This is a genomic window from Anaerococcus tetradius ATCC 35098 (genome assembly GCF_000159095.1).
Lineage (GTDB): Bacteria > Bacillota > Clostridia > Tissierellales > Peptoniphilaceae > Anaerococcus > Anaerococcus tetradius.
Genome location: NZ_GG666300.1, coordinates 65,593 through 90,498, shown reverse-complemented (window position 1 = coordinate 90,498; position 24,906 = coordinate 65,593). Strand labels below are relative to the sequence as shown.

Annotated in this window: 31 protein-coding genes and 2 pseudogenes; 1 reads left to right on the top strand and 32 read right to left on the bottom strand. The window is 32.6% G+C overall.

The features are described 5' to 3' along the window. Window positions 1-46: 46 nt before the first annotated feature. From HMPREF0077_RS07820 to HMPREF0077_RS11000, 9 genes and pseudogenes are all read right to left on the bottom strand, one after another. Window positions 47-631, bottom strand: coding sequence for a DJ-1 family glyoxalase III (locus tag HMPREF0077_RS07820; protein WP_004837469.1), 585 nt, complete (start codon window positions 629-631; stop codon window positions 47-49). Window positions 632-654: 23 nt separating this feature from the next. Next, window positions 655-1,137, bottom strand: a complete 483-nt coding sequence (gene rlmH, locus HMPREF0077_RS07815) for a 23S rRNA (pseudouridine(1915)-N(3))-methyltransferase RlmH (protein WP_004837468.1) — start codon at window positions 1,135-1,137, stop codon at window positions 655-657. Then, complete coding sequence (locus HMPREF0077_RS07810) at window positions 1,137-1,535, bottom strand: ATP cone domain-containing protein (protein ID WP_004837467.1); 399 nt, start codon at window positions 1,533-1,535, stop codon at window positions 1,137-1,139. The genes rlmH and HMPREF0077_RS07810 overlap by 1 nt, the downstream gene beginning before the upstream one ends. A gap of 373 nt (window positions 1,536-1,908) precedes the next feature. Then, window positions 1,909-3,276 carry an ABC transporter permease gene (locus tag HMPREF0077_RS07800; protein ID WP_040349607.1) on the bottom strand — a complete coding sequence of 456 codons (1,368 nt, stop codon included), beginning with the start codon at window positions 3,274-3,276 and terminating at the stop codon, window positions 1,909-1,911. Beyond that, the gene (locus HMPREF0077_RS07795; protein WP_004837465.1) at window positions 3,263-4,288 is read right to left on the bottom strand and encodes a COG1361 S-layer family protein; all 1,026 of its coding nucleotides are present in this window, start codon (window positions 4,286-4,288) and stop codon (window positions 3,263-3,265) included. Before HMPREF0077_RS07795 ends, HMPREF0077_RS07800 begins: the two co-directional genes overlap by 14 nt. After that, window positions 4,278-4,994 (bottom strand): ABC transporter ATP-binding protein, encoded by a 717-nt coding sequence (locus tag HMPREF0077_RS07790; protein WP_004837464.1) that lies wholly within the window; start codon window positions 4,992-4,994, stop codon window positions 4,278-4,280. Before HMPREF0077_RS07790 ends, HMPREF0077_RS07795 begins: the two co-directional genes overlap by 11 nt. Next, window positions 4,994-6,019 (bottom strand): lipid II:glycine glycyltransferase FemX, encoded by a 1,026-nt coding sequence (locus tag HMPREF0077_RS07785; protein ID WP_004837463.1) that lies wholly within the window; start codon window positions 6,017-6,019, stop codon window positions 4,994-4,996. Before HMPREF0077_RS07785 ends, HMPREF0077_RS07790 begins: the two co-directional genes overlap by 1 nt. A 109-nt stretch (window positions 6,020-6,128) precedes the next feature. After that, window positions 6,129-6,572, bottom strand: a complete 444-nt coding sequence (locus HMPREF0077_RS07780) for an 8-oxo-dGTP diphosphatase (protein WP_004837462.1) — start codon at window positions 6,570-6,572, stop codon at window positions 6,129-6,131. A gap of 306 nt (window positions 6,573-6,878) precedes the next feature. Further along, window positions 6,879-6,992: pseudogene (locus HMPREF0077_RS11000) on the bottom strand (M48 metallopeptidase family protein); the annotation flags it as partial. A 120-nt stretch (window positions 6,993-7,112) separates the two neighbouring features. Here HMPREF0077_RS11000 and HMPREF0077_RS10995 point away from each other — a divergent pair. Beyond that, window positions 7,113-7,391 (top strand): annotated as a pseudogene (locus tag HMPREF0077_RS10995) (hypothetical protein); the annotation flags it as partial. Window positions 7,392-7,462: 71 nt separating this feature from the next. Here HMPREF0077_RS10995 and HMPREF0077_RS07775 read toward each other — a convergent pair. From HMPREF0077_RS07775 to HMPREF0077_RS07665, 23 genes are all read right to left on the bottom strand, one after another. Beyond that, window positions 7,463-8,548, bottom strand: a complete 1,086-nt coding sequence (locus HMPREF0077_RS07775; protein ID WP_004837460.1) for a 1-propanol dehydrogenase PduQ — start codon at window positions 8,546-8,548, stop codon at window positions 7,463-7,465. Then, complete coding sequence (locus tag HMPREF0077_RS07770; RefSeq protein ID WP_004837459.1) at window positions 8,545-9,405, bottom strand: MerR family transcriptional regulator; 861 nt, start codon at window positions 9,403-9,405, stop codon at window positions 8,545-8,547. Before HMPREF0077_RS07770 ends, HMPREF0077_RS07775 begins: the two co-directional genes overlap by 4 nt. 2 nt (window positions 9,406-9,407) lie before the next feature. Continuing rightward, the gene (locus HMPREF0077_RS07765; protein ID WP_004837458.1) at window positions 9,408-10,037 is read right to left on the bottom strand and encodes a DUF4125 family protein; all 630 of its coding nucleotides are present in this window, start codon (window positions 10,035-10,037) and stop codon (window positions 9,408-9,410) included. 1 nt (window position 10,038) lies between these two features. After that, window positions 10,039-10,965: a DUF4037 domain-containing protein gene (locus HMPREF0077_RS07760; RefSeq protein ID WP_004837457.1), complete on the bottom strand. Its 927-nt coding sequence runs from the start codon at window positions 10,963-10,965 to the stop codon at window positions 10,039-10,041. A 1-nt stretch (window position 10,966) separates the two neighbouring features. Continuing rightward, complete coding sequence (locus HMPREF0077_RS07755; protein ID WP_004837456.1) at window positions 10,967-11,752, bottom strand: hypothetical protein; 786 nt, start codon at window positions 11,750-11,752, stop codon at window positions 10,967-10,969. Window positions 11,753-11,757: 5 nt separating this feature from the next. After that, window positions 11,758-12,033 carry an ethanolamine utilization microcompartment protein EutM gene (gene eutM, locus HMPREF0077_RS07750; protein WP_004837454.1) on the bottom strand — a complete coding sequence of 92 codons (276 nt, stop codon included), beginning with the start codon at window positions 12,031-12,033 and terminating at the stop codon, window positions 11,758-11,760. A gap of 40 nt (window positions 12,034-12,073) precedes the next feature. Next, a complete protein-coding gene (locus HMPREF0077_RS07745) occupies window positions 12,074-13,666 on the bottom strand; it encodes an acetaldehyde dehydrogenase (acetylating) (RefSeq protein ID WP_004837453.1) in 1,593 nt (530 codons plus the stop codon). Window positions 13,667-13,697: 31 nt separating this feature from the next. After that, entirely contained in the window at window positions 13,698-13,979 is a 282-nt protein-coding gene (gene eutM / locus HMPREF0077_RS07740; RefSeq protein ID WP_040349628.1) for an ethanolamine utilization microcompartment protein EutM, read from the bottom strand. 138 nt (window positions 13,980-14,117) lie between these two features. Continuing rightward, entirely contained in the window at window positions 14,118-14,762 is a 645-nt protein-coding gene (locus HMPREF0077_RS07735; RefSeq protein ID WP_004837449.1) for a phosphate propanoyltransferase, read from the bottom strand. A gap of 1 nt (window position 14,763) precedes the next feature. Continuing rightward, window positions 14,764-15,060 carry a hypothetical protein gene (locus tag HMPREF0077_RS07730; protein ID WP_004837444.1) on the bottom strand — a complete coding sequence of 99 codons (297 nt, stop codon included), beginning with the start codon at window positions 15,058-15,060 and terminating at the stop codon, window positions 14,764-14,766. A 9-nt stretch (window positions 15,061-15,069) separates the two neighbouring features. Then, the gene (locus HMPREF0077_RS07725) at window positions 15,070-15,339 is read right to left on the bottom strand and encodes a EutN/CcmL family microcompartment protein (RefSeq protein ID WP_004837443.1); all 270 of its coding nucleotides are present in this window, start codon (window positions 15,337-15,339) and stop codon (window positions 15,070-15,072) included. Continuing rightward, on the bottom strand, window positions 15,333-15,626 hold the full coding sequence (locus HMPREF0077_RS07720; protein WP_004837442.1) for a BMC domain-containing protein: 294 nt from the start codon (window positions 15,624-15,626) through the stop codon (window positions 15,333-15,335). The genes HMPREF0077_RS07725 and HMPREF0077_RS07720 overlap by 7 nt, the downstream gene beginning before the upstream one ends. 3 nt (window positions 15,627-15,629) lie before the next feature. Further along, a complete protein-coding gene (gene eutJ, locus HMPREF0077_RS07715; protein ID WP_248596447.1) occupies window positions 15,630-16,391 on the bottom strand; it encodes an ethanolamine utilization protein EutJ in 762 nt (253 codons plus the stop codon). A gap of 64 nt (window positions 16,392-16,455) precedes the next feature. Next, on the bottom strand, window positions 16,456-17,004 hold the full coding sequence (locus HMPREF0077_RS07710; protein WP_004837440.1) for a hypothetical protein: 549 nt from the start codon (window positions 17,002-17,004) through the stop codon (window positions 16,456-16,458). Then, the gene (locus HMPREF0077_RS07705) at window positions 16,992-17,447 is read right to left on the bottom strand and encodes a EutP/PduV family microcompartment system protein (RefSeq protein ID WP_004837439.1); all 456 of its coding nucleotides are present in this window, start codon (window positions 17,445-17,447) and stop codon (window positions 16,992-16,994) included. Before HMPREF0077_RS07705 ends, HMPREF0077_RS07710 begins: the two co-directional genes overlap by 13 nt. Further along, complete coding sequence (locus tag HMPREF0077_RS07700; RefSeq protein ID WP_004837438.1) at window positions 17,444-17,782, bottom strand: BMC domain-containing protein; 339 nt, start codon at window positions 17,780-17,782, stop codon at window positions 17,444-17,446. The genes HMPREF0077_RS07705 and HMPREF0077_RS07700 overlap by 4 nt, the downstream gene beginning before the upstream one ends. Before the next feature lie 8 nt (window positions 17,783-17,790). Next, window positions 17,791-18,753 (bottom strand): choline TMA-lyase-activating enzyme, encoded by a 963-nt coding sequence (gene cutD / locus HMPREF0077_RS07695; protein ID WP_004837437.1) that lies wholly within the window; start codon window positions 18,751-18,753, stop codon window positions 17,791-17,793. Window positions 18,754-18,770: 17 nt separating this feature from the next. After that, window positions 18,771-21,320: a choline trimethylamine-lyase gene (gene cutC / locus HMPREF0077_RS07690; protein WP_004837436.1), complete on the bottom strand. Its 2,550-nt coding sequence runs from the start codon at window positions 21,318-21,320 to the stop codon at window positions 18,771-18,773. An 8-nt stretch (window positions 21,321-21,328) separates the two neighbouring features. Continuing rightward, window positions 21,329-22,762 carry an aldehyde dehydrogenase family protein gene (locus HMPREF0077_RS07685; protein WP_004837435.1) on the bottom strand — a complete coding sequence of 478 codons (1,434 nt, stop codon included), beginning with the start codon at window positions 22,760-22,762 and terminating at the stop codon, window positions 21,329-21,331. Between the two features lie 10 nt (window positions 22,763-22,772). Next, on the bottom strand, window positions 22,773-23,063 hold the full coding sequence (locus HMPREF0077_RS07680; RefSeq protein ID WP_004837434.1) for a BMC domain-containing protein: 291 nt from the start codon (window positions 23,061-23,063) through the stop codon (window positions 22,773-22,775). Between the two features lie 8 nt (window positions 23,064-23,071). Beyond that, window positions 23,072-23,365 (bottom strand): BMC domain-containing protein, encoded by a 294-nt coding sequence (locus HMPREF0077_RS07675; RefSeq protein ID WP_004837433.1) that lies wholly within the window; start codon window positions 23,363-23,365, stop codon window positions 23,072-23,074. 8 nt (window positions 23,366-23,373) lie between these two features. Beyond that, on the bottom strand, window positions 23,374-23,637 hold the full coding sequence (locus tag HMPREF0077_RS07670; RefSeq protein ID WP_004837432.1) for a hypothetical protein: 264 nt from the start codon (window positions 23,635-23,637) through the stop codon (window positions 23,374-23,376). Further along, the gene (locus HMPREF0077_RS07665; protein ID WP_004837431.1) at window positions 23,637-24,731 is read right to left on the bottom strand and encodes a hypothetical protein; all 1,095 of its coding nucleotides are present in this window, start codon (window positions 24,729-24,731) and stop codon (window positions 23,637-23,639) included. Before HMPREF0077_RS07665 ends, HMPREF0077_RS07670 begins: the two co-directional genes overlap by 1 nt. Between the last annotated feature and the right edge of the window lie 175 nt (window positions 24,732-24,906).

Here is a 24,906-nt window from a genome sequence, read left to right as displayed (position 1 = left end):
TGGATAAGTTAATCATCCATGGAAATTTTCGAGTGCTTGTAAACTATTAGAATTTAAAATCGAAATATCTTTCTACAGCCTCTTGTTGGGTGCCATATTTTAATTTTTCTACCGACTCTTCTCCCTCTATTATACGAGCTAGTTCTAGGGCTAGATAATTTGTAACTGCCGCTCCCCTTCCTGTAGTGATATTTCCATCTGTTACTACAATCTTATCATCAATATAAGTTCCCGTCTTATCCATCTCTTCTTTCATAGCTGGAAAAGAAGTAGCTTTTTTGTCTGTCAAGATTCCTGCCTTGTTTAGGACAACTGGGCCTGCACATATTGCTGCGATAATTTTTCCTTCTTTATTAAAGTTTTGAATAAGATTAATGACCTTCTTATTATCTCTCATTGAGTAAGCGCCATCAGTTCCACCAGGTATATATAGACCAAAGTAGTCATCTGCTACGATTTGATCAAAGGTTAAATCAGTCCTAAAGCTTACCCCTTGGCTAGTTTTTAAATCTAGGCTTTCTTCAGTAGAGACTATGTCGACACTTATGCCTAATCTTCTAAGATAATCTACTGGGGTAAAAAGTTCTATTGTTTCATTTCCATTTGTTGCTAAAACTAAAAATTTTTTCATCAAAACTCCTTATATTCATAATCCTACTTATGGTAGGGATGGCCATTAATAATCCTAAAGGCCCTATAAATTTGCTCGGCAAGTATAACCCTCATTAGCTGGTGGGGATAGGTAAATCTGCCAAAAGAAATCTTCTTATTCGCCCTTTGGCTTACCGACTTAGCTAGGCCATTTGACCCACCTATTACAAAAACTAAATCACGACCTGCCCCATCTAGCATTTCTTCTTTAATAAAGCCTGCAAATTCTTCGCTAGTCATCTCCTTAGCTAGGATTTCTAGACTTACAAGATAGGCGTCATCCTTTATTTTGGAGAGGATTTTCTCTCCTTCCTTAGCCTTAATATCTTCTAATTCTTTGGCTGAAAGACTTTCTGGAGCCATCTGGTCAGGGACTTCTATGATTTCAAGACTATTGTAGCTAGCCATTCTCTTTAAGTATTCAGAAAGGGCATCCCTGAAAAATTTCTCCTTGATTTTTCCTACAGCTACTATTTTTATATTCATTAGTCTTCCTTGATATAGGAGATAAATTCCTTATAGACTTTGGAGTAGCCTTCCTTGAGTAGGGCGTCCTTGATATAGTTTTTGATTTCACTAGTCTTATAAACTTTTCTAGGATCATTATCTAGACTGTCAATCACATCGTCTACTATTATTCCTATATCAGATGTAGTCATAGCTGCCTTTTGAGAAGCTACTGCATCTTTTATTGACCTTTCTATCTTTTCTTTGGAAAACTTCTCCACAGAACCAGACTTCTTGATAACATAGGTGTTAAGCTTATCTTCCAACATATCCGCTACTAGGTCGACATCTAGACTTTGTAGGTCTTTTTTTATATCATCAAGACTTAACTTATTTTCTAGTAAATACTTCTTAATCTCTGCACTTAATTTACTCATCATTTCCTCCTCGCTTTATATATTTATACCCACTGTAATTTATAAGCACAAAAAAACGAGCTTAATTTTTCGCCCATTTGCCTATTTATATGAAGATTGATTTAAAAAGTAAATCCAAGCTAGAGTCGAGGTAGAAGCTTTGCTTCTTACCTGAGTATCTTTTCTTGATCTTTTGTTTGCTTGGATATTAGATTTGCTAGTTAGATCTCTCCTAACTTCGTTAGTTCGAAATGGCAAGGCGGAGTCTGCCATCAATTCACTAATGTTCATTGTGGCAAGGACCATTAGAAATGACCGGTGGGCAAACTCTCTCCTTTCGCTTCGCTCGCTCTGTCGAGATGATTTAACTTGCTTTTAATCAAAGCAAGTTAAATCAATTTGCTCTTAGAGCTTCTATTGCTGATAGTTTTGTTGCTCTTCTTGCTGGGATGTAGCCTGCGAGTACTCCTACCATTGATGAGAAGCCTACTCCTACTATGGCAAGCCAGATTGGTATTAGGATAATTTTATTAGATGCTTCTCCCGCAAATATACCTGAATTTGCTGCCAGTTTGTTTATTACAAGTCCTATGGCAAGGGAGATTATTAATCCTACAATCCCACCGAAAAGTCCTATAAAGCCAGATTCGATTAGAAACATAGACCTGATATCTCCAATGGATGCTCCTATTACTTTCATTACTCCTATTTCTTTTTGTCTTTCATAGATACTCATAAGCATGGTGTTGATTATGCCTATGGCTGATACTATGAAGGCAACCGATCCTATTCCGCCAAGGATTAGGGTTATTACAAGACTTGTTTTTTTGACTTCTTCGGCAGAGCCTGCTTCTGATTGAGTTTGAAAGCCAGCTTTTCTGATTTGCTCTTCGACATTTTTAAGGTCATCGACATCTCCTACTACTACTTTGAGATTGTCATAGTCGATTTTATCCCTGCTTTTATGTTCAATCGGTTTTCCCTGATTATCAAAATTTTGGTTAAGTTGGGAATTGGCAAGTTTTTTGTCTTCCTTTTGAAGTTTTTTGTAGAAATTCTCATTTATTATAGAAGTCCATCCCGTGATAAAGGATTTGGCATTCATCTTTCCAGCAAGTTCTACTGCTAGGTCTACGAATTGGGGCTTATTGTCCTCATTATTTTGCTCATCCTTGCTTGTGAAATTGACTCCATCGTCACTTTCATCTCTCCATCCCAGCCTAAGAATGTACTTGTGTTTTTGGTAGTCAAAGTCATTGACCGGTTCTTCTGAGTAGCCACCATTAGACCTTTTAATCTTAGATGCTTTAACTTGAGAGCCTAGGAGGATTTTATCTTCAGATTTATTCATCTTACTTCCCCAATCAAGCATATCGCTTGTAATTTTGTCTATGACCTTGTCGGGAACAACTTGGATTTCACCATCTATGCTATATGATTCGTCATCTTTAAGTAAAATTTGACTGTAAAAGGACTTGTAGGGAACAACTACCTTTACTCCTTTGATTTGTTCTAGCTTAGAAATGCTCGCTTCATCAACCTTTGTACTTCCACCATTATTTTCCGTTAGAATGGTGATAGAGGTTAGCCCACCAAAGGAGTCTATCATGTCCTTTTGTTTTTGGTTGATGCCTAGGGCAAAGGCCATCATGAGGATGATGGAGCTTGCACCGATTACTACGGATAGGATGGTCAAGATAGTCCTCGATTTTCTTCTGACTAAGTTTCTTAGGGCCATCGTAAGTCTATCACTGATCTTCATCTTCTATTATTAGCTCCTCGTCTTTCTTAGCTTTCATTTTCTTTCTTATTAGGATTAATAAGAGGGCAGCTATGATTATTATTCCTATCCAGAGGAAGGGTGAAGCTAAGACTGATGAATTAGTTTCTTGAGGGGCATCTCCCATCATTTCTCCAGTTTTAGGATCGACTGATCCTTCTTTACCTGGCATAGCTCCCATTACTTCTCCCTTAAATTCCTTGGTCTGCTTGAAGATTTTACCCCTTGAGTCTTCGTAGATTATTTCGATTTTGCCAGATATCTTGCCTTCTTTTGTTGGAGTGATGTTGCAAGAGAAACTTTCCTGACTTCCTGCATTGAAGTTTCCTATGAATCTTTCGTCTTCATCGGCTGTAAAGCCTTCTCCCTTGACCCTTACCATAACTGTGCTTAGGTTATCCTTGCCAGTGTTGTAGATATTTACAGAAAGAGAGCTTGGTGTACCTGCACTTAGGTCATTTAGCTTTACCTTACCAAAGTTTACTCCCGACCTTTGGGTAACTGGGATGCCTATAGTTTCGACACTCTTGTATTGGTTGCCGAGATAGTCTTCATACTCCATAGTCAAATTAACTACATAGGGACCAGGATTTGCGTTTGGTAGAACGCTCATTGTTATATCCTTGCTAGTCCAGTTGCCAGGATAAATGGCTGATACATAGAAGGTGTTTGACCTATCTACTGGAGTAAAAACTGATCCATCGGATACAAGGTTGTTATTATTTGAGCCTGAGCTTTGGGGAGCTTGGGCTAGGGTCTGTTCCAAGGTTACCTTTAGATTGTAAATAGTATTTTCATTGTTGGTGTTGTAGAGGGTGAAGGATAAATCAAAATCTTCACCTGCTTGGACAATCTTGGGATTTAGTTCGTAATCTGATATGATTAGCTTAGGTTGATTTCTAATAGGGCCTTGTTGGACAGATTCGGAAGCATTTTCTTGGCTTTCTGTCCTACTTGTTTGGCTTTCGTTTGCGGTGTTTGCATTACCCATCATTTTCTAATACCTCATCTATTGTTAGTTTCTCGTGGATTTTATCTAAGTGTCCATCTCTCATAAAGAGGACTTTGTCTGCAAATTCTGTCATTTCATCATCATGGGTTACCATAATGAAGGTTTGTTTGTTCTCTCTTGTAATATTTTTAATAAGCTTCATTACCTCAAAGCTAGTCTTGGTGTCAAGGTTTCCTGTTGGCTCGTCCGCAAAAATTATCTTTGGCCTTCCAACAAAGGCACGAGCAATAGATACCCTTTGCTGTTGACCACCAGATAGCTCGTTCGGTCTATTGTCCATCCTATCAGCTAAACCTACTTGCTTTAAAATTTTATAGGCTTCCTTCTTTCTATCTTCCTTATTTAGGCCCTTAAAGGTTAAGGGAAGGGATACATTCTCCCAGGCTGATAGATAGGGAAGGAGGTTGTAGGACTGAAAGACGAAGCCGATATTTAGATTCCTAAACTTAGTTATCTGCTCTTCGTTAAGATCAGTTAGGGAAATATTACCATACTTGATAGTCCCCTTGGTCGGTCTTTCAAGGCCTGCTAGCATATTTAGGAGGGTAGATTTACCAGAACCACTAGTTCCTAAAAGGGCAACAAACTCGCCCTTTTCTATATCTAGGTCTATCCCATCTAGGGCCTTTATAACATTACCGCCTAGCTTGTAATATTTTTTAAGCCCCCTAATCTCAATTAGGCTCACTAATCTTCCTTTTCTTCTTCTCTCTTAAAGTGAGGATTTTTCTCCTTGATATATTCTTCATAAAGCTTATCATCTAGAACTATATCTATTTCACCGATGAGATTTTCTACATTCTCTTCGGTAAATTTTCTCTTAAAACTGTAAAGACCATCACTATCATCAGCCTCAAAAATTCCGCCCATATCATAATAAGCATAGTCATTTTCTGAAGCGTACTTAACTTCTTCGTAGTTTATCTGATAATTTTGACCCATATCCTTATGCTCATCACTAGAGCCACCATAAAGGGCAAGGGCCCTGTTTCCATAACAAATTAGCATAGATGAGCAAAGGGCATCATCCTCATAAAAACAAGCTGATAATCTAATCTCGTCCTTGTAATTATCATAAAGGGCCTTGAAATACTCATAAGGTCTGTGGTTGATTCCAGCTCTTTCGGCAGTTTCTACTACTTGTTTGTAGAGAATATCCACCCCTTCTTCGCCCAATTCCTTAGTAACTATCCCATCCCTGTAAGACTTTCTTGTATGCTTTCTCGTATTTTTAGAAAAATTTGCAAAAATTTCTTCCGCATCTCTTCCCTTAATATCCAAAACCATATTAAGAAGGGGTTGGGAAGATGTGGTCTTATCGTGCCTAATTACAATCCCCTCATCCTCATAAAATTTAACGAGCTTTTCGTCAAATCTTACAAGAGGATCAATACGAAGGAGGAAGCCGTCATTTTTCCTAGCAAAATCGCTAGCCTCTCCTATAAGTTTTTTCACAAGGTCTATATCATGAAGGTCTGCAACAGGCCCTCTTGTTGCATAGAAGAAATTCTTTCCAACCTTGCCATCCCTAATATAAATAACAGAAAGAGCTCCCTTAATCTCGCCTTCCTCTTCGACATAAAAATATACACTATTCCAATTCGCCTTAATATTTGCCCAGCGCATATCCTGCATAAAATTTCCATATTCTGAATTTTTAATAAAATCATTATATTTTTTCACTAAATCAGGATTATTTTTATCTAAAATCATATATTACTCACTTTCAATTTTTAATAACCGAACTGTTATGGTCTGTACCATACACTAACTAAAGTATAACAGAAAGCTAATCACTTTTCAATAATAACTTTCCTAGTTTCTATTGATAAATAACTCTTCCTTCATCATAAAACCAAGTAATCTCCCTACACTTTCCATCATAGATTTTAAAAATCTTATCCATGGATTCTGATAGGCCATCCATAGCCTTCATCTTTTCATAAGAAGCCCAAAAAAGTCTACCCTCACGATTTTCTTCGATAAGCTTTCCAGAAAACTCATTAGTCTTATAAATAAAGCCCAAATCCCTATTCTCTCCATAAATCCAACTAATCACACCAACAAGCTTAGGATTTTTGATATCGAGGTTAGTTTCCTCCTTGGCCTCCCTTATCACAGAATCAGTAAGGCTTTCGCCTTCCTCGACCTTGCCCCCAGGAAAAGTAAGCCCTTCCCAGCCATACTTTTTAACCTTATCAAGAACAAGAACCCTATCATTAACATCATCACAAATCATTACCATATTCATTAACTTTATATTCATAACACCCTCACTAACTTTTTCTTATCTTATTATTATATATTAATAATAGCTGAGTTAAAAGGAAAAAGGATAAATCGAGAATAATACCTAGTTGCTTTGGATTTTTGATTTGGGATTTATTAGTTGGTATTATAAAAAGCTAAGAGCTTAAATGCTCCTAGCCTTTAAAAATTCATCCATATTGTAATAACAAGATTTATAGAATTTTCATCCTTTTATTGCAATAAATCGCTAGATGTCTTTATCCTCCTTGTTATTGTCCTTTTCCAGATAATCTAATGGCATTTGTGATAATAATTTTCTATACTATTTCCATGTGGGATAAAATTCTTCTACTAAAGCGTGAAATCTATTGGTGTGATTTTTTTCTATCAAATGAACCAACTCATGAGTAATGACATATTCTAAACATTCCATGGGTTTGTTTACTAATTAAAGATTTATCCATATTCTTTTCTTAGCAATGTTACAAGTCCCCCTTTTTGTTTTCATATTCTTAACCCTATACTCATTAGCTTTTAGGCCTGTATATTTTCACATTTAGCAGTAAAGCCTTTTGGAATAATATTTCTTCTGTCTATAATTTCTTCAATGTTTGGATTTGTAACTTACTATAAATCTTTAAAAATAATAGGACTTAACTTTTTGGCAATTGAATCAAATAACTTTAGATTTATATGTCCACATTCTTTAGTCTTATTAGGATTTTTTGCAATAGGAGAGCTTATAATATTTTTATATTTTTATAATAAACTTTTAAATACGAAAGTATATAATTTTTCTATATTTTTCATAAAAAAACTGACCTCCTTTTGTTAGTTTTTAGGTCTAACTTTTGGGGGGGCAGTTCAACTTTTAAGGTCATTTTTTTACACATGAATTTTGAAAATTTAAAAAGCATCCCTTAGGATATTTGCTAAATCAAATTTTGTTACCAAGGCTGGATTTGTTGGTGTGCACCTGTCATTTAGGGCTGTAAGTGCCATTTTATCTATTGAATCTTGGTAAGTTTTTTCATCGATTTTCCCAAGGCCACTTAATTTTTCTGGAATATTGAATTTTTTATTCATTTCTTTAATGACTTTAATAAGGCAAGTGTAATCCCTATGATTTAATTTTTGAGCTAAATCATCTAATTTTTTTCTAGTATCATCGGAATTTTTACAATTATATTCTATTACGTAAGGAAGAAGTATTGCATTTAATCTTCCGTGAGAAATATGGAAAGTTCCGCCAATTGTATGGGCTAGGGAATGGTTTATTCCAAGTCCTGCATTGTTAAAGGCAATTCCTGCCATATTTGAAACTTCTAGCATTTTTTCTCTAAGTTTTAACCTATCTCCATCATCATATACTTTTGGCAAAATTTCAAATACTGTTTCTATGCAAGTTTTTGAAAATGTATCAGTATATATTGATGCGTTTTTACTAATATATGCTTCTATTGCGTGAGTTAATACGTCCATTCCTGTATCAGCAGTGATAAAATTTGGCACGGTTTTTGTAAATTTTGGAATTAATAGGGCATAATCTGGAAGCATTATATCATCTATTAATACTTTTTTATCACTTCCTACAGTTACAACTGCAAAATTCGTTGACTCACTTCCTGTACCTGCTGTGGTTGGTATAGCAACAAAAGTTTTCTTTACTTTTTCTTCCTTGTATATATCATAAATAATAGCCTTTGTAGCATCTATCGCAGATCCTCCACCAATTGCACAAACCAATTCAGGATTTGAAGCTTTTAAAGCTTTTTTTCCTTCTTCAACTAATTCTTGGCTTGGGTCTGGTTTGATTTCACTAAAAATATCATAAGAAATATTTTTATTTAGCAGGCTTGTTACTTGGTCTATCATTTTGCTTTCTACTACAAATGGATCTGTTACAAAAAATATTTTATTTACGTCTAAAGAATTTAAAATTTTTAGGCTATCATCTCCAACATTTATAGTAGGTTTTACTGAAAATGTCATTTATTTTCCTCTACTTTCATTTCTATCGGTATTAGTATCTCTGTTACATATTTTTCTTCATCTCTAAAAGTCCAAGAATCCACTACAAATCTTTCTATAACCTCTTTTGATAATTTATACCTATATTTTTTAGCCCGATTTATAAGTTTTTGATAGGATTTACTTAAATTTTCATATTTTCCAAAATGATAAATAGACCCATAAATTCCATCTTTTATGGTGAAAATATCTTTTTGATCTTTGATAGGATTAACAGTTCTTTGAATGTATCGACCCTTTATAGGTCTATTATCGTTTTCGCACATTAATCTATCAATATAAGAATCAAAATAAAACATAACAGGACCTGTAATCTTGTTATCTTTACTTTTTACAAAATTTGCAAAGTCTAAATCTAGGACAGTATCTTCATAGTAAAAATCAAAATCCATAGGATAGGAAATTAATTCGCTTTCCTTTATGTATTTAATACTTGGAGTGTTGTTTCCTATTAAAAAGGCAGACGAAGCTTCTGATATTAGCTCGTTCCAATCTTTTATTATCGTTAATCTTTCATCTAATCTTTTTATTTCTTCACTAGTTCTTTTAATAAGTTCATTAAAGGTCTTGCTAACATCATTATATTCTGTATTAGAAATAAAATTTCTAATCTCATCCAATGTGAAATCCATAAATTGTAAATATTTTATTAAAGAAATTACAAGTATAGTTTCATCTGTATAATATCTATATCCATTTTCTTTAACAAAATCTGGTTTAATAAGCCCTATACTTTCATAATGTCTTAAGGTTCTCGTAGATACTTGTGCTTTATTTGAAGCTTCACCAATTGAGTATGGTTTTTCTTTTTTGATCATTCTTACTCCTTAATATTTAATCTTTCAAATAAATATTTTGTGTTATCATAAATATTTTCTTCTAAGTTAAAAGGAGGATGATTTATCATCTCTTCAATAGCCCACAAAGTTTTTAAAGACAAAGAAGAAATTTCAGCTATATAATAATCATAAGATGAAATTTTCTTATCTTCAGACTCTCTAGGCCTTATTTTTTCTAATTCTTTTGGAGTATCTGTTGACTTTGACTTTAGGATATTTTTAATTTTTTCTAAAAGATGAATCTTAACCTGTGATAAGTCTTCTAAGTTTTCTTTAATAATTTCAAACTTATCCTTATCTGTAAATTCCATCATTCTAGCATACTTATCAAAAATGGGATTAAAATCATTTTTTTCTGCTTTTTTTAGGTCCTCGTATAAATAATTTACAACTTTTTCATTATAGGCTAAATATTGAGCAAGCCTCATAATAAAAAATTCTTTAGGCGAATCTTGGCAAATTGCCCTACCATTTAATCCCCTAATCTTGTCAAAACTTTTCCATTCAAAGTCCAAAATCCAAGAAAGCTCATCGAAAATACAAGATAATTTATAATCATTAAGTATATCTTTCATCAAGTTTTTGTCAATATTTTTAAATAAGTACCTCATATTAATTTCCTTTCACCAAATTAATAGCCCTAATTTGTGGATTTTTAATAGAATTTTGCACCTCAATTGCATGAGTTAATAAAAAATCATCATTTGACCTAGTGATTGACCTATATTTTAAAATGTCTTTTACATAAATACTTAACTTTTCACTCAAATATAAAAGATCTTTTTTACTATTTGCTAGGATAAATTTATTCATATCTTCAAATAATTGGCTAGGATAATAATTAATTTGTACTAATCTTTTGTATCTTAACTTATAATAAGGCATATAGACTTTTGCAAATAAAAAAAGTACTCCAAATAAAGCTTCCATAAACTCAGCCTTTGCAAAAAATGTTGCTGAAATATCACTTCTATCAAGAGACCTCTTCAAGTTATATTGTCCAGCTTGAGCCATTTGAAAAAGATAGGCAGCAAGTTTTTTTCTAATTACATCTTCTGGATAAAAATCTAATAAATATTTTCTATAAGCTGAAAATAATTTACAATTATCTAAAAAAATTTCTCCATTAGTAACAGTAGCAAGAAAAGATTCTGGAATTTTTAAAAAATCTATATCATTAATTGGAAACTTTCTAACTGATGTATATTTTTCATAAAAATCTTCTACAGAAAATAAACCTACTCTTTTATCTGCAATTTGTGAATCAATTCTTTTATATCCCAAAAATTCCTTTGGTAATTTTTTCAAAACAGATTCAATACTATTTTTATAAATTTTAACATCATCTTCACTTAGCCAAATACAAAATCCAGGACCAAAATCATGATCCTTTGATATGTCATCATCTAGGCCAAAACACTCAGATCCTTCCCCAACAAGACCAATTGATGAAATATCTAAAATTTCAGGACAATTTTTTTTGAAAATAGGATAAGCTATATCATAAAAATATTTTTTTGATAAATCTATACCATTCATTCTATATCCCCTTTTTTTTAGCTTGCTTTAAGTTTTTAATTAAAATATCTTTAATTGGACCTTCGCCGACGGTTTCGTCAAATACTTCTAGAGCTTTTTCGTAATAATATGCAGATTTATAATATTGTTCATTATTATAATAAATATTTGCGGCTGTTGCGTAGGCATTAGCCAGGTGAGGAAGTCTTAAATTGTTTTTTTCATAATACAATATAGCCTCATTAGCATTTACCAAGGCGTCAGCAAATTTCTTTTTGAGTGTCAAAATTTCTGCAAGATTAATTTTAGATACAGCTATTTTTTCTTTATTTTCTATAATTTTTAGAGCATTTTCAATATCTTTTTGTGCTAAATCAAGCATATTTTTTGCCCTATAAGCTTGGGATCTATTGTTATATACACTTGCCATAAGATATTGTGTATCTTCTAATTGATTTAAAATATTTTCAGTTTCATACAAAACATCAATTGCCAGATCATAATTTTTAGCAACTATATGACAATTTGAAATATTTATTAAAAGACTAGCATAGTCTTTTGAAATAAATCCATAGCTCTTTAATACTAATTTTTTTATTACTTTATAAATCTTATAAGCAAAGTCTGTTTGTCCCTTTACTCTAAGAAAAGATGCGAGCTCATTACCGACAGCGATAATGGCTCTTTCATCTTTCAAACTTATAGTTTTGGAAAATTCTCCCATCAAAAATAGAAGAATTTCCTTGCCATTTGATTTATTAAACTTTAGCTTTAAATCTTTATAAAAGTTTGATAAATCATATTCCATGATTTTTATTTATTTTTTGGTAAAATTGATTCTACTTCTGTGTGTGGTCTTGGAATTACGTGAACTGATACTAATTCTCCAACTCTTTGTGCTGCTGCGGCTCCTGCATCTGTTGCTGCTTTTACTGCTCCTACATCTCCTCTAACTGATACTGTTACAAGTCCTCCACCAACGTGTTCTTTTCCTACAAGAGTAACGTTAGCTGCTTTTACCATTGCATCTGCTGCTTCAATACTTCCTACTAATCCTTTTGTTTCAATCATTCCTAAAGCTTCGTTCATTTTTTTTCTCCTTTATATTTTTATTTTTTTATAAACTTATTTATTTACCTTTGAAGGCATTTACTAGTGAGTCAACCATTTCTTTTAATTCTTCTAAGTTTATCTCACCTGTTTCATTAAAGTTTGAAGATTTTCTTTCTTCTTCTGTTTTACAACTGTTACAACCTGTTGAATAGTCAAAATATTTTGCTTGATTTCCATAACATGGTAATGAGTTATTATTTAATGAAGAATTATTTCCATGATATTTTTTGAATATTTTATCTTCTTCAACAACTCTATCAGCATCTATTGTTCCATAAACTAATTTTTTCAAATTAACAAGGTGTTTTGGACCAACATTTTCAGATACGCTTGATCCTCCCATTGTTCCACAACCTAAAGTTAGGGCAATTGGAAGTCCTGTTGTAAGTCCAGTTCCTCCCATTGTTCCACCAGTATTTACAAGAATTCTGCTTGCTGGTTTTATAGCAAATTTTCTTGCTATTTCTTTATCTTCTGTATGTAGGCTCATTGTATGACCTATACCATTTTCTAAAAGTTTAAATGAGAGATCACAAGCTTCCCTCCAATCATTTACTGTATAAAAACCAAGTACTGATGTTAATTTTTCATAAGATAATGGATATTCTTTTCCAACTCCATATTGTTCACCAACAAGAACTCTAGTTCCACTTGGTATGCTAATTCCTGCAGCATCTGCTATAACTTCTGCACTTCTTCCTACAAAGTTAGGATTCATTGCAGTTCCATTTCTAAATAATAAGGCACATACTTTTTTACATTCTTCATCAGTCATGAAATATGCTCCAGCTTTTTCAAATTCTGAAATAACTTCTTGTCTATTTGACCTTTCAACAATCAATGATTGTTCTGATGCACAAATTGTGCCGTTATCAAAAGTTTTTGATGCCATTATATTTCTAACAGCTTTTTTGATATCAGCAGTTTTTTCTATATAAGCTGGAGAGTTTCCTGCTCCTACTCCTATAGCTGGTTTTCCAGCAGAATATGCTGCTTTTACCATTGCTGGACCACCTGTAGCTATAATTAATTTAACTTCATCAGCATGCATCAACTCATTTGTTGCATCCATTGAAAGTTTTGTTAATCCTTGTACTATATTTTCTGGTGCTCCTGCTCTTACAGCTGCATCATTTACAATTTCAATTGCTCTTGATGTACATATCTTAGCTTTTGGATGTGGGCTAAAAATTATAGGATTTCTAGATTTTATAGCAATCATTGAATTGTATAAAACTGTTGCTGTTGGATTTGTTGATGGAACAATTCCCATTATCAAACCAACTGGATCTGCTACAGTAATAACTTGACCTTTTTCGTCAGCATCTACTATTCCTATAGTTTTTTGATTTTTAATTTCTTCATATAAAAGTCCACTAGCCATGTGGTTTTTATATATTTTATCTTCTACTTTTCCAAATCCAGTTTCTTCTACAGCAATTTCTGCTAATTCTTTTGCGTGAATTTCTCCAGCTTCTGCGATTGCTTTTATAATTCTATCAATTTGATCGAATGTATAATTTCTTAATTTCTTTTCTGCTTCAGCTCCTTTTCTAGCAAGATCTCTTGCCGCTTGGATTGAAGATAGATCAAAATCGAATTCTGTCATACTTACCTTCTTTCTATATTAATATTTTCAATTATTCTTTGTGTGGTAAGATTGTCTCAACTTCTGTGTGTGGTCTTGGAATTACGTGAACTGATACTAATTCTCCAACTCTTTGTGCTGCTGCAGCTCCTGCATCTGTTGCTGCTTTTACTGCTCCTACATCTCCTCTAACCAATACTGTTACAAGTCCTCCACCAACGTGTTCTTTTCCTATAAGTGTAACGTTAGCTGCTTTTACCATTGCATCTGCTGCTTCAATACTTCCTACTAATCCTTTTGTTTCGATCATTCCTAATGCGTCTAATTGTGCCATTTTTTTATTCTCCTTTTTTTCTTCTTTTTTTATATTTTTATTTGCGATTTTTTTTGTTACTTCTGTCTTTGCCTCTTCATCTTTTGCAGGCTCAGTTTTTCTTATTAGTTCTTGTTTTTTTTCTGTCATCTAAACCCCTTATATAACAATTTCTATAAAGTCTTTAGGACCTAAGCCTAGAGCATTGGCTTCTTCTTGATCAATATGACAATCAAGATATCCATTGTCTCCAACCCTAACGCTTACATTTTCAAGTACTGCTGATCTTTCGCCTCTAGTTCTTATTGAAACTATATCTCCATTTTTAAATCCCCTTTCTTTTGCTTGAAAATTATTAAAATGAATATGTCTTTGAGCAACTATTGCGCCTTCATTTAAAATAACAGATCCTTCTGGTCCTATTATTGTTACTCCTGGAGTATCTTTTAAATCTCCAGATAATCTAAGTACAGGTTTTATACCAAGTTTAAAGGCATCTGATCTTAGTATTTCTACTTGAGTTTTTTTTCTTGTTGGTCCTATTATTCTAACCTTCTCTATACAACCTTTTTTTGCTGCAATTGTTAGGCATTCCTTGCATGCAAATTGTCCTGGTTGTGATAGGCTTTTTATTGGTGTAAGCTCATATCCTTTCCCAAAAAGAGTATCTAAATCTTCTTGAGATAAGTGAATGTGTCTTCCTGATATTCCTACAGGAATTTTATAAAGGTCTATATTAACTTTTTGCTTATTTTTTTTGTAATTGTCTACTAAACTTTCTAGCAACTGACTTAATTCATTCATCCTATCCTATCATCCTTTCAATATCATTTTCAGATAATAGACCTTGTTCTATACCTTGTTTTAGTATCTTATAAATTTGATCTTCTGATAAGACTGCTGATGATTGTTTATGGTCTTTGCTTTCTTTTTTTTCTTCTATATCATTTTTTTGATTTTTACAATCACATTTTTTAAATTCTATGCCAAGATCTTTTGCCAAGTCTTTGGCAGCAGCTGTGATTATTGTATTGTCATCGATATAGATTTCTTTTTCATTTTTTTTATTTAAGACTTCTTCTTGACTTATGAGTCTTTTCATCAAAACCTCCTAGAAATCACAATCCTCATCTATTATTCCAACTATAACAGCATCTACAGGAATTTTTTGATTTTGATTTTCCTCAAGAATTGCTCTTGCAGATGAGCCTTGGGTTATAATAACCCTATCTCCTCTACCAGCTCCTATTGTATCTACTGCTACTATTTTTTTATTTTTTTCACTTCCATCTAAAATTTCTACTAACATAAATTTAAGACCATTAAGTGAATCGTATTTTCTTGTAGCCCATACATTGCCTATAAGTTTTGCAATTACCATATATCTTTTTCCTTGATTTTTTCTTCAATATTTCTTAGGGCAACTTTAACTTCTTCCATCTCTCCAATTATTGCAAGCATAATCATATTTTGTGGACATGAGCCTCTAACATCTACTACTTCTACCCCACTAGTTTTATAAGCTATATCACTTGCCACAGTCATTTCTATTAATTTCCCTTGAACAAGCCCTAAAGCTCCAGGATTTTTTTCCAATTTGAATTTTGATCTATTTTTTATAATATCAAGTGTGGCTGGGCTTGGTGCTTTTATAAGTTTAATATCCATTTTTTAATCCTCTATAAGAGATAAAGCTATTCCTATTGGAGTTACAAACATAGGGTTTGATGGCTTTAATGTTTTTATTTTTGTCTTTTGACCAACATAATCTTCCATACCACTTAAAAGTGCTGTACCACCTACCAAAACAATTTTATCTATTTTTTGGTCTTTGCTTGCATTTTCGATTATGGAAATTATTTTGTCTATAACAGGTCTTACAACAGGAAATATTTCTTGGTGTTTTGAAAAATCTCTTTTTAATTCTTCTGCTTTATCAAAGTCAATTTTATATGCTCCTGATAATACTAAGGAAAAATGTGTTCCACCTGTGGCTTCGTCTAAAACTTTTACTACTTTTTCATTCTTTACTATTGATATTCCAGTTGTACCGCCACCGATATCTACTACAGCTCCATTATCAAGATTTAATAATTTATTTGCAGCTGTTGGCTCGTCTAAAACTTTTTCTACTATAAAACCACTTGACTCTGCTACATTTTTTACTGCTCCGCCGTCAATATTTTCTGTTCCAGGTGGGATAGCGCATCCTGCTATAAGAAGTTCTTCTCCTAGTTTTTCTTCTAGTTGTTTTTTTAACTTTCTTACAATATCGCAAGCTCCTATATAATCCACAACCATTCCATCTTTAACAACTTGAGCAAATTCATATGCTCCTGCAACTGGTCTTTTATCTTCATCAAATACACACAAAACTATAAAAGCAGTTCCTATATCTATGCCTGTGTAAAGTTTTTTATTTTTTGTTTTTATAGGCTTTTTTATTGATTCTTCGAAGTCTTTTATGACTTTATTAACATTTTCTAAATTGATAAGCTTATCCTCCTTTGCTAATGTTTATAAACCAGATATAAAGTCTAAGAGCTATTTTATCTATAAAATCTTCATTGTTTTTTTCTTTAATTTTATTAAGTTTATCAATACCTTCTTCTATACTTATAAAGCTTTTAAGATATGGATTATCAAGATTCATATTCATATAAATATCTATAGCTTCACTTTTTTTACAATCTATTTTCTCTAGGTCTATAATTTCATTTTTAAAAATTTTTATCGCTAAGTCATTTAGATAAGTTGCAAATTTATGGTCAAATTCTCTAAGTTCAAGAGCAACTTTTTTAATTATCAAACTTACTTCTTCATCTAATTTTTCCTCATCCAAATTTTTACAAATCGGATTATCCCCAAGCTTATTTTGTTTCTTTGTTGTGTTTTTAGACTTTGTTTTATCAACTATATCTATCCTAAAATCTAAAAGAAATTGTCTAGCTTGTGGAGTTAGCTTACTACCTTCTTCAATGATGTATGAGTCAAAAGGGCTTTTTTTGTATTTGTATCTTAAATTATCTTCTGTTATAAAAAGCATCTTTTTTCCTCAGTTTCTTTTATATATTTTCTTAATTTTTCTAGTCCCTTACCTGTCTTTAGTGATATCTCAAATATATAATCACTTCCAATAGCATTTGCTATTTGTCTTAATTTTTCTAATTTTACATCTTCATAAAGATCAATCTTATTGATTATTGTAATTGTTGGTCTGGTAAATGATTTTGCAAAATTTGGTGGAAAATGACAATCTTTTTGTAAATCTATCATAAAAATATTTACTAAAGATTGATTTTGTCCAACCATAATCAAGGCACTATTTAAGTAGGGATTTTCTATATATCCTTCTGATACTTCAATAGTTTTTTCTCTAAATTGAAGATCTAAACTTTTTTTTGATTCGATATTTTTATCTTCAATTAAGCTTGCAAGACTTGTCTTTCCTACTCCATCATTTCCAGCTATTAACCACTTTCTTCTCATGACATTGTTACGGAACAAGAAGTAAATTTTAACATACTTTCAAAAGTATCTTTAACTGCTTGTAGGGACTGTTTTACGCTTTCATTATCGCCTTGTAAAAGAACGCATCCATTAAATCTGTCAATAAAGCAAACTTCAACGCTTGCAGCCTTTGCTGCTACATCGGCTGCTATAATGGAGCTTTCTGTTGGGGTTAAGGTCATAATTCCTATGGCATTTCCCTTATCCAAACCAATTTTTTCATTTACTGATGGATCTGGAGATGAAATAAGATGAAGAAGTGTTATTTGTTTACCTGGTACCGATTCTTGAACTATTCTTTGCAAATTTTCCATCTTATCACCTAATGCCTTACTAAATTCACTTCGATTTTCTTTTCATCAATCCACTTTTGGATTTCATCTAACTGTTCATTGGACAAGGCAAATTCACCTTCCATTTCAGAATCCATTGGATAATCCATATCAAGCTGTACATATTTGCCAACTCCATACCTATGATAAGGAAGTAAATCTATGCCATCGAAATTTTTAAAACATTTAAAATCTTCTAAAAAATCTACAACTGCTTTTATTTCTTCGTGGCTATCATTTACACCTTTTAAAATTGGCATCCTTACCCTAACTTTTTTTCCATTTTCGAGTAAATATCTTAAATTGGATAAGATTCTTTCATTATTTACTCCAGTCCAATATTTATGTTTTACAGGATCCATTTGCTTAATATCAAATAAGAATAAATCTACATGATCTTTGATTAAATCTAAAGATTTTCTTGGAGTGTAACCACAAGTTTCTATGGCTGTATTAATTCCATCCATGTGGCTTGCTTCAAGTAGGGATTTTAAACTTTCAGCTTGAGCAGTGCATTCTCCACCGCCAACTGTTAGCCCTCCACCGCTCATCATGTAAAAATCTTTATCTTCTTTAACAACATCCATCAATTCTGTTATTGTTTTATCTTCACCAACAATTTCTATGGCTTTTTGAAGGCAATTTTTTTCACATCTTCTACAACCTATACAAGTTATATCTCTATGAACTTTGTGTATGCCATTTTCCATATAATGAATTTTTTTGGGACAAACATTAACACATTGACCACAATTTATACATGCATTTTTTTTAAGCATTACTTGATATTCGCTTTTTAATCCTTCAGGATTGGAGCACCACTTACACCTAAGTGGGCAACCCTTGAAAAATATTAAAGTTCTTACTCCTGGACCATCATGGACGTTGTACTTTTGAGTATTGAAAATTCTAGCAGTTCTTTCAATCCCTTCTTTTTTTGAATCTACATCCATTTATATTCCTTTCTAATTTAGAAATGTTCAAGCATTGTACGGCTTATAATTTCGTCTTGAACATCCTTACATAATTCAACGAAGAATGCTGAATATCCAGCAACACGAACTACTAAATCTCTGTGTTTTTCTGGATGAGCTTGGGCATCTAGCATAGTTTCATTATCTAAGTAGTTAAATTGCATTTCTCCATTTCCATACATACAAGCTGTACGCAATAAGGTTACAAGAGCATTTTCTCCTTCTATTGAATCTAAAATTCCTTTTTGAATTTTGAAATTGTGTACCATACCCATATTCATTGAATCATTTGCCATTTTTGATACTGATTTTATAATTGCTGTTGGGCCATTGAAATCAGCTCCTTGAGTTGGTGATATCCCATCTGATAGAGGTGTCCATGCATCACGACCGTTAGCTGATGCTCCTGTCATTTGTCCAAATGGTGTATTGTTAGATATTGAAAGTGTTCCATGGCAAAGTCTTGAATAAAGTGTTCTATATTTTGCGTGTTCTCTTTCTGTAAAGTTTATAATATCGTTACAAAACTTATCTGCATAATCATCATCGTTACCATATTTTGGAGCGTCTAAGCAGTCTCTTTTGATTTGTTCATAGCCTTTAAATTCTGCTTTTAAAGCTTCATTTAGTTTTTCTAGGCTATATTTTTTATCGTCATAAACTAATTTTTTAATTGCTGCCATACTATCTGCATAAGTTGCAAGTCCTGACCATACAACTCCTGGACCAAAATTATACATAGCTCCACCTGCTGATACATCTTTACCATGTTCCATACAACCTTCATACATTATTGACATTAAAGGCTTTGGTGCCATATCTCTGTGAACTCTTTGAGAAATTGTTGTTGCTGCTGCAGTTAATCTTGTTATATATGAAACTTGTTCTTTTACAGCTTTTTCAAATTTTTCCCAAGTATCAAAGTTTGAAAGACTTCCTAAATCAGGTGTAACTTGTTTTCCATACCAAAGTGGAACACCGTGGTTTAATGTTAATTCTATTGCTATTGGCCATTGTGTATATGAAGTTGATGTCCATTGATATAATCTTCCGGATTTTTGTGGTTCAACGCATCCCATCATGCAATAATCTCTAGCATCTTCTACGCTTACTCCTTTTGCAAGCATCATTTTTATGTGAGTGTCATCAAAGTGGCAAGCAGGGAATCCCATTCCAGCTCTTACTACGTCTACGATTTTTCTCAAATATTTTTCTGGGGATTTATTGTGTATTCTTGTTGCAAGTGATGGTTGATATACTTTTACATGTCTTACTGCATCCATCAAAAGATATGTTAAATCATTTGTTGCATCTACACCTTCTCTTGTGATTCCACCGATTGTCATATTAACGAATGGTTGGTATCCTGCAAAGAATTTTGATGAACCTTCGCTTGTTAGCCACATCATTTCGCTCATTTTTATTAGCATACATCCTGCAAGTTCAAAAGCTTGGTAATCATTCATTCTTCCGCTTTCAATGTCCGCTTTGTAGAATGGATACATATATTGGTCAACTCTTCCTATTGACATTCCTGTTTGGTTTTCTTCAACTACAAGCAAGGATTCTATTGTCCACACTGCTTGAATTGCTTCCCAAAATGTTCTAGGTTTATTTGCTGGAACGTGAGCATTTACTTCTGCTATTTTTTCCAATTCCATTTTTCTTTTTGGGTTTGTTTCTTTTTGAGCTAATTCATTTGCATATTCACTTAGTCTTTTAGCATAAATCATTACTCCTTCAGTTGTTTCAATAACTGACTTGTAGAAGTAAATTTTATCTATATCTTCTGGATTTGAATAATCGAGTTTTTCTAAGTGATCTTTTGCTTCCTGTTGGATATCTTTCATTCCTTTTTTCATTAGGATTACATCATATCCTGGGTTTGAATCTCCTCCTCCGTTTACTTGGTGGTAAGAACAGTCTGATACGAAAGATTCTCCTGATAATTCCCATACTCCTGCATCTCTATATTGGTCTTCACAAACTTCATCAAGACTTCTTCCTTCCCAAAATGGGAATAATACATCTTTACAATATTGTTTGTCTTCTTCTGAAATGTGGAATGGATCTTGAGGTCTATTTTCAATTGTATCTAATTCATCTCTTAACCATCTCCAAGAAATATCTGGAGAAAATGCTCCGCTTCTTGGGGCTCCACAAGGTGAACCTACTATTAATTCATTATCTTGAATAACAAGTGGTGCTGTTTCACAATTTTTTCTAAAGGCTTTTGCTCTTAATACATTTTTGGGCATTCCTGGATTTTCTTTTGTTAGTTCTGTTACTATTTTTGCCCTATGCAAGGTTATAGTTGGAACTTGTTTTAAAAAGTTTGCCTTTAAATCAATAAGTCTTTGAGTAGGTCCGTTAGGAATTTGTGTTCCCTCACTTTGTATTCCCACACTTAAATCACAATTTTTGTTATCTTCTTTGTTTAATTGGTCTTGTACTTTTTCGAATAACTTGCGTACACTTTCTTTTTCTGAATCTGACATATGCTCTGTTGCAATTGCCAATTTCTTAGAAAATTCTTTTAAGTCCATTTCTCCTCCTAATAATTTTTTTCTAATGAATTTAGTATTTTTTCAAATAAATCTCTATCTTTTTTGACAGTTTTTTCGCTTAAAAAGGAGCTTATATCTTTTTGATCACATATACCTATTTCTCTAAATTTCATAAAATGATTTGGTGTTAGTGATGTTTGTTCGCATCCTTCTATTTTTTTTGTTGATAAGCTAAAACTTATGGGAAGGTTTGTTCCTATTCCTACTGAGCCTAAACCAGTTGGAGAGTTTACTAAAACTCTTGCTACAGGTTTTTTTTCTATGAATTGTTCTATCACATATGCATCGTTGGAATATATTGAAAGGCTTTGACCTTTTTTGTCGTTTAAAATTAATTCAACGCATTTTTCGCAAGCATTTAACCAATCATTTTCTATATATAGGGAAAGTATAGGATTATATTTTTCTTTTGAATAAGGGCTTTTTTCTGATACGTATGGTTTTGTAACAACTAAAATTTTTGTATCTGAATCAACTTTTATTCCTGCAATTTCGGCGATTTGCCTTGCGCTTCTTCCTATAAGTTCCTTTCTGCAATTATGGTCTTGATCATATAATATTTTTTCAAGTTTTATATGTTCGTCCTTACTTAGAAAATACGCTCCATATTCTTTGAATTTTTCTACAACCTTTTCATAAGCATTTTCTTCTACTACTATTGATTGCTCTACTCCTGGCAAAAGGCCGTTATTAAATGTTTTTGAATTTATAACTTCACGACTTGCCTTATCTATATCACAATCTTTGTCGATAAATACTATGTTATTTCCTATTTCCGCTTTAAAAATTTGAGCCTTATCGTTTTGTATTTTTCTTTTGTTTTCGCTTAGAAGATTTTCTAATATGAATGAAACTTTTTCACTTTCATATAAAGTTTTTTCTCCTAAGTCCGAGTTATAGGTTAAAATATCTAAAAAACCTCTTGGATAAAAATTTTCTTTTAGGATTTTTTTTATATCTTCAACCATTTTTGTTACAGTCTTTTCACATCGTAAATCACTTACTACAATAAGAGGGTTTAAAGCTCTTATCGCAAAATATATGGCTTGAAAACTAGTAAGTGTTGATAGGTATGGGGCTATGAATACAAGACTAACACCTTTTGAAAGAGCCACTTGTTTTGAATTTTTTCCATTTACTATGTCGAATATTTGAGGATAGGCATTTAGTTCATCATCTAAATTATCTAAATAATAATTTCCAAGTTTTATCTCATCCTCATATTTTCCATATGATGTTTCTTCAAAAGACATTTTTGCAAGTTGGTCTATGTTAGTTTTGTAATATTGTTTTATTTTTTTTAATAGTTCATTTCTTGTTCCTTTGTCAATGCCAAGAAGAATTTCCCTAGAATTTTCTGCCTGTTCTAATAAAATTCTTGCTTGTTGAATCGAAAGAAGATCTGTATCTATTACTTTCATAGTCCACCCCTTAAATCAAATTATCTAAATTATAAATTTCGGTTACTTTTTCTAATTCTGGATGTGGGCTTGGTATTACTAATGACGAGTAAACTTCTGCTCCCATAGCTTCTACTGCCTTAACTCCTGCTTGTACTGCTGATTCAACTGCTGACACATCTCCTTTTACAAGTATTGAAATATATCCACTAGCTACGTTTTCGTAACCAATAATTTCTACACTACCTGCTTTTTCCATTGCATCTGCAGCTTCTAGCACATATACTAAACCGAAAGTTTCTATGCCTCCTAATGCTTGCATCTTTTCTCCTAATCTTCAACTTTATGAACTGATATTACCTTGCTTACATTTGTTACTGGTCGTTTCATAACATTATGAGCTGTTATTTTTCCAATTTTTTCGCCTTCAGCTACTCCAGCTTTTACTGCACTCATACATGATGAAACATCTCCTCTTACTATTACGGTAACTAGAGTTGATCCTACGTTTTCATAGGATACAAGTTTTACATCTGCTGCTTTTAGCATAGCATCTAATGCCTTTATAGCTGGCAACATACCCAAAGTTTCTATAAGACCTATTGCTTGTGATTCGTACTGCATATTTTCACCTACTTAATATACGAATTTATAGTTTGTTTTTGTTCTTCGCTTGCTTTATAATATACGACTAGTTCGTCATTTATTAGCGTATATGAATCTTCATCTACTAGGCCATTTTCTTTTGCTGTCATTAGACTTTCCATTATGTTTGCCTTAGTAAAAGCTTTGTGATCTTTAAATTCATTTTCTAAAGCTTGATAAACATCGTTTGCAGATGCCTTATCAACCTTAGTAAAATGTTTTAATATTTCATAGTTTAATGGTCTTCTCATTATCTGTTACCTCTTTTTAAATAATCAAGCGGATTTACACTCATTATGAATATTCCTAATGCCATAAGAAGTGAGCCGAACCATGCTATTGGTGCTATTTCATAACCTGGATTTTTTAAAATTATTCCAAGTATAATCCAACAGAAAAAAGGTCCCCAGAAAGTGTATGTACCATTACATGCCATACCCAAGGCTGCTCCACACATTGAAGTTCCTTTATACCAAAAAGCAAATGATATAAAAGTAAAAAATCCACTGGCAAATAAGATCAAAATAGTTGGATCAGTGAAAGCTTTTATGAAAAGACTTGATATAAGATGGATTCCACTTCCTTCGATTAATCCAAAAATTGGCAAGACTATAAATAGGTTCGCTAATGAAGATGTTGTTTGTCTAATTGCAATTCCTATTTCAGAATCAATCATTGATGTACCAAATCCTGCTATTACTCCTTCAAGTCCCCAGCCAAAAGCTGCAATTATTGCAAGAATTATTCCTAAAATCATTCCATCTTTAACTTCTCCAGTAAGGCTTGTTGCACCTATTAATAGAGATGATGCTAGGCAAATAACAATTCCTAAAATTGTTCTTGCTGATAATTCTTGTTTCAGAATTACTCTTCCAAGAATTGCTCCGATAGCAACATTAAGACCTGCTATAGGTATAACAACTGGTCCTCCCATTTGAACAGCAAGAATATATGTAACTCCTGCTATAGGTCCTCCGACTATAGCTGCAAACACCATTATCATTCCAGGCTTTGTTTTTAAAGTTTTTATAAAATCTCCAAATTTTCCTTTAAAAATTGAATTTGCTAAAGCCCAGATTGCTGATGTTAAATCGTTTATTCCTGTCGCAAGAGTTCCAAGAATAAAAGATAATGTAATATAGGAAAGTCCTGCTTTTCCAGAATACCAAAACTTCCATATTCCATATACTGTGGCTGTAGTTACTAATGCTGTATAAAGTCCATAGTAAATACCAGATTGAATTCCGATATTCAATCCCCTATTAAAATACTTTTTATCAAGTTCTTTTTTAGTGGATTCTGCTTTACTAACAGCAGCCGAATAATCTTTTGTTTTTTCCACCACTTTGTCTCCTTTTTCTTATTTGAAAACATACAAATGTTTTCCTTGATTAAATATTAACAATTTACCTAACGTAAAAGTCAACTTTTTTCTTAAAATAAATTTCCTAATTGAAATATCAGGTTTTAATTGATATTATTTTGTCATTGAGCTAACTATTTTTTCGTCTAGCTTTTAC

Coding starts and splice junctions, on each gene's coding strand:
- cutD (WP_004837437.1), bottom strand. CDS start 18,753: ATGGATGTAGATTCAAAAAAAGAAGGGATTGAAAGAACTGCTAGAATT.
- HMPREF0077_RS07730 (WP_004837444.1), bottom strand. CDS start 15,060: ATGAAAAGACTCATAAGTCAAGAAGAAGTCTTAAATAAAAAAAATGAA.
- HMPREF0077_RS07745 (WP_004837453.1), bottom strand. CDS start 13,666: ATGACAGAATTCGATTTTGATCTATCTTCAATCCAAGCGGCAAGAGAT.
- HMPREF0077_RS07770 (WP_004837459.1), bottom strand. CDS start 9,405: ATGATCAAAAAAGAAAAACCATACTCAATTGGTGAAGCTTCAAATAAA.
- HMPREF0077_RS07705 (WP_004837439.1), bottom strand. CDS start 17,447: ATGAGAAGAAAGTGGTTAATAGCTGGAAATGATGGAGTAGGAAAGACA.
- HMPREF0077_RS07795 (WP_004837465.1), bottom strand. CDS start 4,288: ATGATGGGTAATGCAAACACCGCAAACGAAAGCCAAACAAGTAGGACA.
- HMPREF0077_RS07765 (WP_004837458.1), bottom strand. CDS start 10,037: ATGAGGTACTTATTTAAAAATATTGACAAAAACTTGATGAAAGATATA.
- HMPREF0077_RS07760 (WP_004837457.1), bottom strand. CDS start 10,965: ATGAATGGTATAGATTTATCAAAAAAATATTTTTATGATATAGCTTAT.
- HMPREF0077_RS07785 (WP_004837463.1), bottom strand. CDS start 6,019: ATGATTTTAGATAAAAATAATCCTGATTTAGTGAAAAAATATAATGAT.
- HMPREF0077_RS07755 (WP_004837456.1), bottom strand. CDS start 11,752: ATGGAATATGATTTATCAAACTTTTATAAAGATTTAAAGCTAAAGTTT.
- HMPREF0077_RS07670 (WP_004837432.1), bottom strand. CDS start 23,637: ATGAGAAGACCATTAAACTATGAAATATTAAAACATTTTACTAAGGTT.
- HMPREF0077_RS07800 (WP_040349607.1), bottom strand. CDS start 3,276: ATGAAGATCAGTGATAGACTTACGATGGCCCTAAGAAACTTAGTCAGA.
- HMPREF0077_RS07725 (WP_004837443.1), bottom strand. CDS start 15,339: ATGGTAATTGCAAAACTTATAGGCAATGTATGGGCTACAAGAAAATAC.
- HMPREF0077_RS07810 (WP_004837467.1), bottom strand. CDS start 1,535: ATGAGTAAATTAAGTGCAGAGATTAAGAAGTATTTACTAGAAAATAAG.
- HMPREF0077_RS07775 (WP_004837460.1), bottom strand. CDS start 8,548: ATGACATTTTCAGTAAAACCTACTATAAATGTTGGAGATGATAGCCTA.
- HMPREF0077_RS07680 (WP_004837434.1), bottom strand. CDS start 23,063: ATGCAAGCATTAGGAGGCATAGAAACTTTCGGTTTAGTATATGTGCTA.
- eutM (WP_004837454.1), bottom strand. CDS start 12,033: ATGAACGAAGCTTTAGGAATGATTGAAACAAAAGGATTAGTAGGAAGT.
- HMPREF0077_RS07685 (WP_004837435.1), bottom strand. CDS start 22,762: ATGAAAGTAATAGATACAGATCTTCTTTCGATTCAACAAGCAAGAATT.
- HMPREF0077_RS07720 (WP_004837442.1), bottom strand. CDS start 15,626: ATGGATATTAAACTTATAAAAGCACCAAGCCCAGCCACACTTGATATT.
- HMPREF0077_RS07735 (WP_004837449.1), bottom strand. CDS start 14,762: ATGAATGAATTAAGTCAGTTGCTAGAAAGTTTAGTAGACAATTACAAA.
- cutC (WP_004837436.1), bottom strand. CDS start 21,320: ATGGACTTAAAAGAATTTTCTAAGAAATTGGCAATTGCAACAGAGCAT.
- eutM (WP_040349628.1), bottom strand. CDS start 13,979: ATGGCACAATTAGACGCATTAGGAATGATCGAAACAAAAGGATTAGTA.
- HMPREF0077_RS07710 (WP_004837440.1), bottom strand. CDS start 17,004: ATGCTTTTTATAACAGAAGATAATTTAAGATACAAATACAAAAAAAGC.
- rlmH (WP_004837468.1), bottom strand. CDS start 1,137: ATGAATATAAAAATAGTAGCTGTAGGAAAAATCAAGGAGAAATTTTTC.
- HMPREF0077_RS07700 (WP_004837438.1), bottom strand. CDS start 17,782: ATGGAAAATTTGCAAAGAATAGTTCAAGAATCGGTACCAGGTAAACAA.
- HMPREF0077_RS07820 (WP_004837469.1), bottom strand. CDS start 631: ATGAAAAAATTTTTAGTTTTAGCAACAAATGGAAATGAAACAATAGAA.
- HMPREF0077_RS07780 (WP_004837462.1), bottom strand. CDS start 6,572: ATGAATATAAAGTTAATGAATATGGTAATGATTTGTGATGATGTTAAT.
- HMPREF0077_RS07675 (WP_004837433.1), bottom strand. CDS start 23,365: ATGCAGTACGAATCACAAGCAATAGGTCTTATAGAAACTTTGGGTATG.